Here is a 12,668-nt window from a genome sequence, read left to right on the forward strand (position 1 = left end):
TTGTCCACCCTTCGATGCGCCGGCTGCCCGGCTATCCATTTGACATGCCGCGGGCGCCGCTTCTGTGTACCCCCTGAGGCGAAGAACGCAACGCGGGCACTTGCCGCGAAACGGCCCATTTCGCGGGACAAGCCGGGGGCGTTGAAGCGGGGGGCGACCGCAACAGCCTGGCGGCCGCGCGTCCCCTCGCGCATCCGCCCGAGGCTTCGATGAAGGCCGGACCCGACGGCGGATGACGCAGATCCAGCGCTACATATTCCGGATCGCGCTCGGGGCCTTCCTCGCCTGCCTCCTGGGGCTGACCGGCACGATCTGGGTGACGCAGGCCCTGCGCGAGCTCGATCTGATTACCGCCAAGGGTCAGACGATCCTGATCTTCCTGTTCATCACCGGCCTGTCGCTGCCGACCCTGATCACGGTGATCGCGCCCATGGCGCTGTTCATCGCCGTGATCCACGCCCTGAACAAGCTCAACGGCGATTCCGAGCTGATCGTGATGTCGGCGGCGGGCATGCCGCCGCGGCGGCTGTTCAAGCCCTTCTTCACCCTGGCGCTCGCGGTGAGCTTCATGGTCGCCTTCCTGACGATCCAGGTGATGCCGTCCTCGTTCCAGGAGCTGCGCGACGTGCTCACCCGGGTGCGGGGGGATTTCGTCGCGAACATCGTCAAGGAGGGCCAGTTCACCACCCTCGACAACGGCATCACCTTCCATTTCCGCGAGCGCGGGCCGAACGGGGGCCTCAACGGCCTCTTCATCCAGGACAAGCGCGAACCGGGAAAGACCGTGGTCTATCTCGCCGAACGCGGCATGGTCACGGAGATCGAGGGGCAGACCTATCTCGTGCTGGAGAAGGGCAGCGTGCACCGCCAGCAGAAGGATTCCCGCGATTCCTCGATCGTGACCTTCGCGCGCTACGCCGTCGACCTCGCGGCGTTCACGCCGCCCGATTCGGATACGATCTACAAGCCGCGGGAGCGCTCCACGAGCCAGCTCTTCTTCCCCGACCGGGAGGAGCTGTACTTCAAGCTGCAGAAGGGCCGCTTCCGGGCGGAGCTGCACGACAGGCTCTCCTCCTGGCTCTATCCCCTCGCCTTCGCCTTCATCGCCTTCGCGGCCCTGGGCGACCCGCGGACCACCCGCTCCGGGCGCGGCCTCTCCGTGGCCGGCGCCGTCGTGGCCGTGGTGGTGCTGCGCATCGCGGGCTTCGCCGCGAGCAGCGCCGCCGCCCGCAGCCAGGGCGCGGTGTTCTTCGTCTACGCCACGCCGCTCCTCGCCATCGCCCTGTCGAGCCTGCTCATCTTCCACGGGGCGCGGATGCGCCACGCCAACGCCACCCTCGGCCGCCGCCTCCGGTCCCTGACCGACGGGTTCGCCCGCCGCCCGCGGCTCGGCACGAGCTGAGGCCGCCATGCTGATCGGCGCGACCCTCGGGCGCTACTTCGCCTGGCGCTTCCTGCGCACCATCCTCGGCGTGTTCCTCACCGTCTTCGCCCTGGTCTACACCCTCGACTTCGTCGAGCTGGTGCGCCGGGCGGGCGAGGCTGAGAACGCCACCACCGGGCTGATGGCGCAGCTCTCCCTCTACCGCACCCCCGCCGTGGCCGAGGGCGTGCTGCCCTTCGCGATCCTGTTCGGCTCGATGGCCGCTCTGCTGCAGCTCTCGCGCAAGCTCGAGCTCGTGGTGGCGCGGGCCGCCGGCATCTCCGCCTGGCAGTTCCTGCAGCCGGGCGTCTTCGTGGCGCTCGGGATCGGGGCGCTGGCGATCGGCGTCTACAACCCGGTCTCGGCGCTCCTGAAGCAGCGCTCCACCGAGATCGAGGCGAAGATCTTCGCCAAATCCACCAAGGCCTCCTCGGGCAAGGACCTGTGGATCAGCCAGCGCAGCCTCGACGGCCAGGCCATCCTCCGGGCGGAGACGGCGATCGAGGGGACGACCACGCTCGCGGGGGTGAGCGCCTACACCTTCGACGATGCCGGGCACTTTCTCGCGCAGATCGAAGCGGCGCGTGCGATTTTGCACGACGGGTGGTGGGAATTGCAGGACGCGCGGCTCCTCGTGGAGGATCAGCCGCCGGAGAGCCACGACGCCTATCTGATCGCCTCGAATCTCGATCCAGGGCAGATCCGCCAGCGCTTCACCCCCCCGGAATCCGTGCCTTTCTGGCAACTGCCGGAGACGATCGCGCGCAACGAGCGGGCGGGATTGGATGCCACGCGCTACCGGCTCCAATATGATGTGCTCATGGCTCGGCCGCTCCTCTTCCTGGCGATGGTGCTCGTGGCGGCAACGGTTTCCTTAAGATTCTTCCGCTTTGGTGGTGTCGGGAAGCTGGTGCTCGGCGGCGTTGCAGCCGGGTTCCTGCTCTACGTCGTCCGCCAGCTCATGGAGGGCCTCGGTGCGTCGGGGATCGTCGCGCCGACGGTGGCGGCGTGGTTCCCGGCCGTGGTAGGGAGTCTTCTCGGTACGCTCACGCTTCTTTACCAGGAGGACGGCTGATGCCGTGGCCTCTCGGAGGAATCGGCGGGAGACCGGGACAGGAGTTGGGACACGCGTTGCGTAGGGTCGCCGACATCGCGGTCGTCGCGGGCATGGTTCTGCTGGTCACGGCGGGGGTGAACCTCGTCGCAGCGCCCGCGCGCGCGCAGAGCGCCGTGGAGCGCTTGGCCTCCGGCGGCAGCAAGCCGGGTGCCAAGAACGAGCGTCTGCTCGTGGAGGCGGACGAGCTCGTCTACGACAACGACAGGAACACCGTGTCGGCCCGCGGCAATGCGGAGCTGCATTACGGTCCCCGCACACTCCAGGCCGACCGCGTCCGCTACGACCGCGGCAGCGGCCGCGTCTTCGCGGAAGGCAATGTGCGCCTCACCGACGAGACGGGCGCCGTCGTCACCGGCGAGCGCATGGAACTGACCGACGACTTCAAGACCGGCTTCATCGATTCGCTGCGCATCCAGCAGACCGCCGAGATCAAGGGCGAGCCGGTGCGCACCCGCATCTCGGCCCCCCGCGCCGAGCGGATCGGCGGCGAGCAGTCGAGCTTCGACTACGCCACCTACACCGCCTGCGAGCCCTGCAAGAACCATCCCGAGAGGCCGCCGCTCTGGCAGATCAAGGCGGCCAAGATCATCCACAACAACGAGACGCACACGATCTCGTACGAGGATTCGACCCTCGAACTCGCCGGCATCCCCGTCGCCTACCTGCCCTATTTCGAGTCGGCCGACCCGACGGTGAAGCGGCAGACCGGCTTCCTGACGCCGCGCTTCATCACGTCGACGGCCCTCGGCACCGGCGTCGCGACCCCGTTCTTCATCAACCTCGACCCGAGCTACGACCTGACCCTGTCGCCGGCCTTCATCAGCCGCCAGGGCGTGCTCGGCCAGGCGGAGTTCCGCCAGCGGCTCGACAACGGCTCCTACAACATCCGCCTGTCGGGCATCTCGCAATCGACGCCGAGCGCCTTCCTGCCCGGCCCCCTCGGCGCCGCCGACCGCGACTTCCGCGGCTCGATCGAGTCGCGCGGGCGCTTCTACATCAACGACCGCTGGCGCACCGGCTGGGACATCGTCGGCGTGACCGACAAGTGGTTCCTCGACAACTACCGGATCCGCAACCAGAACATCACCACCGACTATTTCCGCGAGGCGGTCTCGACCGGCTACCTGATCGGACAGGGCGACCGCTCCTGGTTCGAGGCGCGCGGCTACTACTTCAAGGCCCTGTCGAGCTTCGACTGGCAGAAGGAGCAGCCCGTCGTCGCCCCGGTGATCGACTACGACAAGCGCATCGACGGCCCGGGCGTGCTCGGCGGCGAGGTGCGCTTCGAGGCCAACGTAACGAGCCTGTCGCGGGAAGCGACCGACTTCCAGGGTCTGCCGCGCACCGGCAGCTACCTGTTCTCGCCGAGCATCAACGGGATCAACTACCCGCTCTACGAGACCTGCACGACCTTCACGCGCAGCACCTGCCTCGTGCGCGGCCTCGGCGGCACCGACACGCGCCTCTCGGCGCAAGTCTCCTGGCGCCGCACCTTCATCGACGATTTCGGGCAGGTCATCACGCCCTTCGCCTATCTGCGGGCGGACACCTTCTTCGTGAATCCGAGCCTGTCGGGCTACCAGAACCAGCTCGTCAACAACATCACCACGGTCGACGACGGCTATTCCGGCCGCGTGATGCCGGCGATCGGGCTGGAATACCGCTATCCCTTCGTGAGCGATTTCGGCGCGCTCGGCGTCCACACCATCGAGCCGATCGCCCAGGTGATCGCCCGTCCCTCCGAGACCCGCATCGGCCGCCTGCCCAACGAGGACGCGCAGAGTCTCGTCTTCGACGACACCTCCCTGTTCGCGTGGGACAAGTTCTCGGGCTACGACCGGGTCGAAGGCGGCGTGCGCGCCAATCTGGGCGGCCAGTACTCCGTGGTCACGCCCTCCGGCTGGTACGCGAACCTGCTCTTCGGCGAGTCGATCCAGGTGGCCGGCGTGAACTCGTTCCGCCGCGGCGACATCGCCAATGTCGGCCTCGATTCCGGCCTCGAGAACCAGCTCTCGGACTTCGTCGGGCGCTTCCAGCTCTCGCCGAACCAGAACATCAGCTTCATCAGCCGCTTCCGGCTGGCCCAGAACGACCTGAGCACCAACCGCTTCGAAACGGGCCTGACCGCACGGTTCTCGCCGTTCCTGCCCCTCGATACCTCGCTGTTCTACTCCTATTACGAGGCGCAGCCGCTGCTCGGCTTCAGCCATCGCCGCGAAGGCATCACCGCCACCGCGACCTACCACATCACGCCGAACTGGTTCGTGACCGGCTCGGCCCTCGTCGACCTGACCCACTACCTGGACGTGCGCGACAACTTCATCGACGCCTATGCCGCCTTCCTGTCGGGGTCGAGCACGACGGCGCCGGTCTATTCGAACCCGGGCAAGTTCTACCTCACGGGCATGAGCCTGGGCGGCGGCTATCAGGACGAGTGCACAACCGTCTCGCTCAACTACATCGTCTCGCCCATCGCCACGGCGATCGGCACCCGCGAGCGCAACCAGACCGTGCTGCTGCGCGTCGAGCTGAAGACGCTCGGCGAGGCCGATCTGCGCCAGAACGTCAGCTCGACCACCGCCGCGGACGGCATCGCGACCGTGCGCTGAGGCGCATGGCGCGCCTCAGCGCGGGGCGACCTCACAAAGCGGACGGGATCGCTGTATGATCCCGCCCATGTCCACCGTCCCCCTCGCCCTCACCCTCGGCGACCCCTCCGGCATCGGCCCCGAGATCGCGCTCGCCGCGTGGCTGTCGCGGAGCGAGCGGGGCGTGCCGCCCTTCGTGATGGTCGGCGACCCGGATTTCCTGGAGCGGACCGCCTATCGGCTCGGCCTGTCCGTGCCGGTCGCCGAGATCGATCCGGAATATGCCGAGGAGGTGTTTCCCCGGGCGCTGCCGGTGCTGCCCCTACCGGGCGGAACGACGGTGTCCGCGACCCCGGGCACGCCGGATTCCGGCAATGCCGGCGCGATCATCGAATCGATCACCGCCGCGGTCGATCTCGTGCGCAGCGGCCGCGCCGCCGCGATCGTCACCAACCCGATCGCCAAGTTCGTGCTGACCCATGTCGGCTTCGCCCATCCGGGGCATACCGAGTTCCTGGCCGCCCTGGCCGCGGAGCCCGGGCGGGCGCCCCCGCTGCCCGTGATGATGATCTGGAGCGAGGCGCTGGCCGTCGTGCCGGTCACCATCCACGTCGCCCTGCGGCGGGTGCCCGACTTGCTGACGCAGGACCTCGTGGAGCGCACGGCCCGGATCGTCGCGGCCGACCTGAAGAGCCGCTTCGGGATGCCGGCGCCGCGCCTCGTGCTCGCCGGCCTCAACCCGCATGCAGGCGAGAACGGCACCATGGGCTCGGAGGATCGCGAGGTGCTCGCCCCCGCCGTCGCGGCCCTGCGCGCCGCGGGGATCGACATCCGCGGCCCGCTGCCCGCCGACACCCTGTTCCACGAGCGGGCGCGGGCGGGCTACGACGTGGCCCTGGCCCCGACCCACGATCAGGCGCTGATCCCGATCAAGACCCTCGCCTTCGACGAGGGCGTGAACGTGACCCTGGGCCTGCCCTTCGTGCGCACCTCGCCGGACCATGGCACGGCCTTCGACATCGCCGGCAAAGGCATCGCCCGACCCGACAGCCTGATCGCGGCCCTGCGCCTCGCCCGGCGCCTGGCCACCCGGCCGCCGGCGGATAACGTGACCCCCTTCCCGACCCGCCGGTGACCCGCCTTCCATGAATGCCGAATCCGTCAGTGCCGACGGCCTGCCGCCGTTGCGCGAAGTCGTGCGCCGGCACGGCCTGGAGCCGAAGAAGTCGCTGGGGCAGAACTTCCTCTACGACCTCAACCTGACCGGCCGGATCGCGCGGGCCGCCGGACCGCTCGACGGCGTCACCGTGGTCGAGGTCGGCCCCGGCCCCGGCGGACTGACCCGGGCGCTGCTCGCCGAGGGGGCGGGCCGGGTCATCGCCATCGAGCGCGATCCGAGGGCGCTGCCGGCGCTGGCGGAGATCGCGGCGCATTATCCCGGCCGCCTCGAGGTCGTCGATGCCGACGCCCTCGCCTTCGACCCGCGGCCGCTGATCGGCGACGGGCCGGTGCGGATCGTCGCCAACCTCCCCTACAATGTCGGCACCGCCCTGCTGACCGGCTGGATCGCCGGCGAGGCCGCGGAGGAGGCTTGGCCGCCCTGGTGGGAGAGCGCCACGCTGATGTTCCAGCGGGAGGTCGCCGACCGGATCGTGGCCGACGAGGGCGACCGGGCCAATTACGGCCGGCTCGGCGTGCTCTGCGGCTGGCGCACCCAGGCCGACATCCTGTTCGACGTGGCCCCCTCCGCCTTCGTGCCGCCGCCCAAGGTCACGTCGAGCATCGTGCAGCTGCGTCCGCGGCCCGATCCCCTGCCCTGCCGCCTCGGCGCTCTGGAAGCGGTGACCCGCGCCGCCTTCGGCCAGCGCCGGAAGATGCTGCGCCAGAGCCTCAAGGCGGCGACCCCCGATCCCGCCGCCCTGCTCGCCGCCGCCGATCTGCCGGAGACGGCCCGCGCGGAGGAGATTTCCGTTGCCGGCTTCGTCCGCCTCGCCCGAGTCCTCGATGCCGGCCGGACGGGCTGACGGGGCCGGGCGGGGACGAGCGTGCCGGAACGCGATCTGTGCGGTTGACACCCCTCATCCGCCCCACCATAAGGGCCTCGTTCAGCCGGGCGCCGGCTGGTGCTGGGGGAATGTCCCGAGCGGCAAAGGGGGCGGACTGTAAATCCGCTGCGTAAGCTTCGTAGGTTCGAGTCCTACTTCCCCCACCAGGATCTTCGCCTCTGACGGCGAGCGTCGCGCGCCCTTCTTCTGATCGTCTCCGTCGAATGCCGCCCCGACCGGGCGGCTTTTTCGCGTGCCGTCGGGCGGGAGGGCACCAGGCGCCCTCCCCGCGGGCTCAGGTCGCCCCGCCCTCCCCGACGAGGCCGCGATAGATCGCGGCCAGCTCCGCCGCCTGATCGGAGGCCGGCCGGATGCTCGGCGCGGCGGCCGGCGAGGTGCGGTAGCGCTGCGGATCCGCATCGATCGCGCGCAGGGCGTCGAGCAGGCCGCGGGGCGAGGACACGTCGACGATGAAGCCGTTCTCGCCCGGCGTGACGCAGCCGCCGATCGCGCCCCTGTCCGAGGCCACGACCCAGCAGCCCGCCGCGAGCGCTTCCCGCGTCACGAGGCCATAGCTCTCCGGCCAGACCGAGGGCGCGAGCAGCACGTCGATCTGCCCGTACATCTCGTCCACCCGGCGCTGGGGCGTCTTGCCCTGGATCACCACCGGCGTGTTCCCCCAGATCTCCTCGCGCCGCATGTCGGACGGGAGGGAATGGTCGACGACGAGCAGTTCCAGATTCGCGAAATCCTGCGTCTGGAAGATGTTCGTGACGTGATGATAGCCCTTGTGGCGCGACAGGCCGCCGATATGGGCGAGCCGCACCCGCCCCTCGCTGCGCGGGGTCCGCAGGGGCTTGGGGATGCGCGAGACGCCGTTCTCCACCACCCGGACATCCCTGAGCCCCGCGGAACGACAGACCTCCGCGAACCCCTCCGACACCGTCGTGATCAGCTTCGCCGAGCGGAGATAGCGCCGCAGCCGGCGGGCCCGGGGCGGCAGAAGAGCGCCGCCGGCCCCGTCCGGAACGACGTGATCGAGGTCGTAGAGCTGAACGTCGTCATGCTCGTCGATCAGGAACTGCAGCGGCGAGATCCACCAGCCGTCATGCATGGTGATCAGGTAGGGCACGCGCTTCTCGATCGTGACGTCGACGATGGAGGTCGTGAGCCGCTGGATGCAGTGGAAATGCACCAGGTCGGGCCGGATGATGTCGAAGCAGGTCGCGAAGGCAGCGGCCATCTGCCGGTCTTCGAGGATGTGGTCGATGTCGGGCCGGTCCGCGGCGGTGATCGCGAAGACGCGGATGCCGTCCTCGACATACCAGTCGATCGCGTAGGGCTTGGGGCCGCCTTCGAGGGTGCAGATCACGTCGATCTGCCAGTCGTCGCCGAGCGCCTCCTTGAGGTCGCGCACGTTGTCGTGCACCACCCGGGTGGCCCCGCCGATCGCCTGGGGCGGATAGAACACGTTGACCACGAGCAGCCGCTTGCGGATCTTCGGCATCCGCGCCTCGATGCTGCCGACGATCGCCTTGAAGGTCTCGGCCTGCGCCTCGCAGGAATAGCGCTCGAGGGCCCGCTCCCGCGCCGCCGTCCCGATGGCGGTGCGCAGGGCGGCATCGGCGACGAGGCGTTCGATCGCCCGGTAGAAGTCGTCGCTCGTGTCGCAGAGCAGGCCGGTCCGGCCGTCCTCGATCACGTCCTCATGCGTGGCCGTCCGGCTCACCACGGAGGGGATCCCCATCACCGCGGCTTCGAGCCATTTGATCTCGCTCTTGCAGCCGTCGAACACCGAGTCGGACAGCACCGAGAGATTGATGTCGGCCTCGGCCAGGAACTCCCAATAGTCTTCAAGCGCCTTGACCGGTTCGAGGACGCGGATGCGCTCCTTGTAGGGCAGGAGGCTGTCGGACAGGACGATGTGCCCCATCAGGAGGAAGCGGACACGCTTGCCGAACTTCTTGGCGAGCTTGGCGATTGCGGGCTCGATGATCTCCCGGAAGTCCTGCTTGTGGGCCTTCGTGCCCGAGCCGTAGAAGACCGTGACCGGCCGGTCCGCCGCGGTGGACCTTTCGGCCCGGTCGAAGCGGATCTTTCCCAGCGCGTTCGGATACACGAAGGCGATGCCGGTCCCCACGCGCTGCTCGACATGGTGGGCGAGGGCGCGCGTGGAGGCCATGCCGTATTCGCACAGCGTCATCGCATGCTCGAACAGGGGCACGCCGCAGGCGATCGCCGCATGCTCGAAGGCGCTGATCTGCTGCGCGTAGGAGGCGAGCGACGGCGGAAAATGCTGCGCCGAGAAGACGAGATCGTCGACGTCGTAGATCGTCGGCAATCCGAGCTGACGCGTCCGGGCGATCGCTTCGATCACATTCGGGAAGGCCGGCAGGCGATAGAAGATCACCAGATCCGTCTTCAGGAGATCCCCGAGAAACATATCGAGCTCGGTCGCGTAGTTGTAGGCGCTGACCGCGAAACCCGCCTCGCCGAGCTGCTCGAGTTTCTGATCGATCCGGTAGTACCGGCATTGCGGCAGGTCGTATCCGCCCAGGATCGCCACGCGCCGGATGGTCCGCTGCTCGCGCGGATTGACGAGAACGGGGGTGCTCGATGCCAGCGCGGCGCGCAGCTCGTTCTGGACTTCGGCATAGTCGAGCGCCAGCGCCCTGTGCGCGGATCGCCCCCACAGGCTCTCGAAGGAGGTGCGCTGCGTTTGCCGCAGCTTGTCCCGCATGTCGACGTCGTCGGGATAGAGCTGCACGCCGCGCGACAGCACCTGGGCCGCCTCGGCATGATCGCCGAGTCGGCTCAAGCTCTCGCCGAGCATCCGGTAGGCCCAACGTGTCCCTTTGCCGGCCGCGCAGATCCGCGCGCGGATCTGCGCGGAGGTGTAATAGTCGCCGCGCCGGAAGGCATGATCGGCACGGTGATGATCAGCGGGGCCATAGCCCGGCATACGCTGTTGTAGGTAGTGGTAGACGATATCCGCCTTCTCGAACTCCTCCTCGAGGGAGAAGGCGTTGGCGATGCTCTCGAAGAACTCCGCTACGGAGACGTCCGCGATCTCGATCAGCCGAATGTCGGGGGTACCGCAGGCGACGAGATGGCGGGCCGCCTCGGTGAGGCTGGCGCCTCGAAGATCGGGGACCAGATTGCGGTAGGCGGTCAGCTGGCGAACGACCGCATCCGGAATGGAAAACTCGTAGGTCTTCTGAAACCACGCCCGGAGATTCGGCAGCCGATTGCTCTCGGCCGGGGATCCGAGCCAATCCCGGAAGAGTTCGAGCCGCCTCAGGCGCGCCTCTTCCGAGCCGGGAGCAGCCTCATCGGACCAGTCCGAGAAATATTCCTTGCGGTAGAAATCCGGATCGAACCGCGCCCGGTCCGAGACGTTCAACCCCTGCTGCTGTCCCACCTTGCAGAAGTGGAACAGACATTCGGAGCGCCTTGCCGAGAGATCGACCGCGTCTCCGGCGGCGAGGGCGTAGTATTCGTGATTGAAGAGTTCCAGGCACACGGGGTTGACGATGCCGTGGCCATGGAAAAGCTCCTCCTCCGACAGATAGACGAGGTGCTCCGCGGAGAAGCCGTGCTTGAACCGGATTTCCGACAGCACGAGGGCCGCCGGCATGCTCAGCCCGGCATCCACGCCGTAGACTTCCATCACGAAAGGCCGGCTCACCCGCATCGGCGCGTAGGAGCGGTTCTCCGGCCTGCCATGGTCGAGGTAATGCGCCAGCCCTTCGTGGGGATGCTGGATCGACTTGCACACGTCCTGATGCAGGGCGAGATAGCTTGCGAGATTGAAGTCGCTCGGCAGAAGAGCGATGTCCTCGGCCCTTCTCTTGAAGAACTGCCGGCTTTCCTCCGACTGGAGCGCGGCCGGGTATTTGCGCAGAATGGCCGGATCGTAGGTCGTCACGGGCGGAAGCGGCTCGCTCAGCCCCTCGCGCTGATAGGCGCGTCCCTCCGTGCGCCCCTTCTCGAGAAAGTGGGCGATCGCTTCCGACGGCCATCGGGTCGCCCGTTTCACGTCGGGATTGAGCCGAAGATAGCTCTCGACGGAGAAATCGGACGGCAGGCGGGGATCCCGGTGCAGGCGGAGAAGGGCCTGCGTCTCGCTGGCGAAACGTCCCTCCGCGCGCCCGAAGTTCCGGTAGTGCTGCCGGAGTTCGTCGTCGGATTTGCTAGCGAGGTCGGGATAGTAGCTACGATAGAAATCGAGGTGGAGCGCCTCGTCCGCCTGCGCCGCTTCACCCCTCGGCGGGGCCTTCGCACCGTTCCGGAGGGCCGCCCGCCCCCGTCTCAGCGTTTTTGTGGCGATCGTCCTGACAGCGCTTCCGATGTCCTTACCTGCTACCATACTGTTGCGGGCTCCGCCCTCTGCGCTGACGATCCTCGGCATACGTCCATAAATTGAATCGATCCGTTAGGCCACCGGCAATAAATTCCTTATCTTGCACAATACTCCTGAAAGACTTCACATCGCCGTGCCCGGTGCATCCCATGGCAGGATTATTCTGGATGGGTCGCGGATCCGCGAAATCCATTTGTCGAGCCGGCTGACTTTCGCGGACCAGCTCTTCTCAGACCAGGCTGTCCGCCGCCGCACCGTCCCGCGCCAGCCGCAGCAGGTTCTGGCCGTAATGCGTCTTGGCGAAGAGTTCGCCCCGGGCGATGAGCTGCTGCCGGTCGATGAAGCCGCGCAGATAGGCGATCTCCTCGAGGCAGGCCACCTGAAGCCCCTGGCGGTGCTGAAGCGTCCGCACGAACTCCGCCGCCTCCAGCAGATTGTCGTGCGTGCCCGTGTCGAGCCAGGCGAAGCCGCGGGCCATGCGCTCGACATGCAGCTGGCCGCGCTCGAGATAGGCCTGGTTCACGCTGGTGATCTCCAGCTCGCCACGATCGGAGGGTTTGACCGCCGCGGCGATGTCGAGCACCTGATTGTCGTAGAAATACAGGCCGGTGACGGCCCAGGGGCTCTCGGGCGTCTTCGGCTTCTCGACGAGGCGCAGCGGCTTGCCGTCCTTGTCCAGGGTCACGACGCCATAGGCCTCGGGATGGTCCACGTGATAGGCGAAGACCGTGGCGCCGCTCGTGCGGGCGCGGGCGCGCTGCAGCATCGCGGTCATGCCGTTGCCGAAGAACAGGTTGTCGCCGAGCACCAGGGCGACGTCGTCGGTCCCGACGAAGTCGCGCCCGATCAGGAAGGCCTGGGCCAAGCCCTCGGGCCGCGGCTGCACCGCGTAGGTGAAGTTCAGGCCGAACTGCTCGCCGCTGCCGAGAAGGCGCTGATAATTGCCGAGATGCTCGGGGGAGGAGATGATCAGGATCTCGCGGATGCCGGCGAGCATCAGCACCGAGATCGGATAGTAGATCATCGGCTTGTCGTAGACCGGCAGCAGCTGCTTGTTGATGGCGAGCGTGGCCGGGTGCAGCCGCGTGCCGGAGCCGCCGGCCAGGACGATACCCTTCATACGTGGTGGCTC

At 67.9% G+C, this 12,668-nt stretch carries 7 protein-coding genes and 1 tRNA gene; 6 read left to right on the forward strand and 2 right to left on the reverse strand.

Going from position 1 to position 12,668, the window contains the following annotated elements; translation table 11 throughout:
- The first annotated feature begins 232 nt into the window (after positions 1-232).
- The 6 genes from lptF (at position 233) to MFF21_RS14800 (ending at position 7,340) form a co-directional block, all read left to right on the forward strand.
- Complete coding sequence (lptF, locus tag MFF21_RS14775) at positions 233-1,402, forward strand: LPS export ABC transporter permease LptF (protein WP_238311887.1); 1,170 nt, start codon at positions 233-235, stop codon at positions 1,400-1,402.
- 7 nt (positions 1,403-1,409) lie between these two features.
- On the forward strand, positions 1,410-2,498 hold the full coding sequence (lptG, locus tag MFF21_RS14780; protein WP_238311888.1) for an LPS export ABC transporter permease LptG: 1,089 nt from the start codon (positions 1,410-1,412) through the stop codon (positions 2,496-2,498).
- A complete protein-coding gene (locus MFF21_RS14785; protein WP_238311889.1) occupies positions 2,498-5,149 on the forward strand; it encodes an LPS-assembly protein LptD in 2,652 nt (883 codons plus the stop codon). The genes lptG and MFF21_RS14785 overlap by 1 nt, the downstream gene beginning before the upstream one ends.
- 67 nt (positions 5,150-5,216) lie before the next feature.
- Positions 5,217-6,263 (forward strand): 4-hydroxythreonine-4-phosphate dehydrogenase PdxA, encoded by a 1,047-nt coding sequence (gene pdxA / locus MFF21_RS14790; protein WP_238311890.1) that lies wholly within the window; start codon positions 5,217-5,219, stop codon positions 6,261-6,263.
- Positions 6,264-6,273: 10 nt separating this feature from the next.
- Positions 6,274-7,152: a 16S rRNA (adenine(1518)-N(6)/adenine(1519)-N(6))-dimethyltransferase RsmA gene (gene rsmA / locus MFF21_RS14795; protein ID WP_238311891.1), complete on the forward strand. Its 879-nt coding sequence runs from the start codon at positions 6,274-6,276 to the stop codon at positions 7,150-7,152.
- A 104-nt stretch (positions 7,153-7,256) separates the two neighbouring features.
- Positions 7,257-7,340: transfer RNA gene (locus MFF21_RS14800), tRNA-Tyr, on the forward strand.
- Between the two features lie 128 nt (positions 7,341-7,468).
- On the opposite strand, the gene MFF21_RS14805 is transcribed toward MFF21_RS14800, so the two are convergent.
- Both MFF21_RS14805 and rfbA read right to left on the reverse strand, forming a co-directional pair.
- Positions 7,469-11,542, reverse strand: a complete 4,074-nt coding sequence (locus MFF21_RS14805) for a glycosyltransferase (protein ID WP_238311892.1) — start codon at positions 11,540-11,542, stop codon at positions 7,469-7,471.
- A 223-nt stretch (positions 11,543-11,765) separates the two neighbouring features.
- Positions 11,766-12,656, reverse strand: a complete 891-nt coding sequence (gene rfbA / locus MFF21_RS14810; protein ID WP_238311893.1) for a glucose-1-phosphate thymidylyltransferase RfbA — start codon at positions 12,654-12,656, stop codon at positions 11,766-11,768.
- Positions 12,657-12,668: the final 12 nt, after the last annotated feature.

Origin of the sequence: Methylobacterium organophilum, assembly GCF_022179465.1 — a bacterium.
GTDB classification, from domain to species: Bacteria; Pseudomonadota; Alphaproteobacteria; order Rhizobiales; family Beijerinckiaceae; genus Methylobacterium; species Methylobacterium organophilum.

Coding starts and splice junctions, on each gene's coding strand:
- lptG (WP_238311888.1), top strand. CDS start 1,410: ATGCTGATCGGCGCGACCCTCGGGCGCTACTTCGCCTGGCGCTTCCTG.
- rfbA (WP_238311893.1), bottom strand. CDS start 12,656: ATGAAGGGTATCGTCCTGGCCGGCGGCTCCGGCACGCGGCTGCACCCG.
- rsmA (WP_238311891.1), top strand. CDS start 6,274: ATGAATGCCGAATCCGTCAGTGCCGACGGCCTGCCGCCGTTGCGCGAA.
- lptF (WP_238311887.1), top strand. CDS start 233: ATGACGCAGATCCAGCGCTACATATTCCGGATCGCGCTCGGGGCCTTC.
- MFF21_RS14805 (WP_238311892.1), bottom strand. CDS start 11,542: ATGGTAGCAGGTAAGGACATCGGAAGCGCTGTCAGGACGATCGCCACA.
- pdxA (WP_238311890.1), top strand. CDS start 5,217: ATGTCCACCGTCCCCCTCGCCCTCACCCTCGGCGACCCCTCCGGCATC.
- MFF21_RS14785 (WP_238311889.1), top strand. CDS start 2,498: ATGCCGTGGCCTCTCGGAGGAATCGGCGGGAGACCGGGACAGGAGTTG.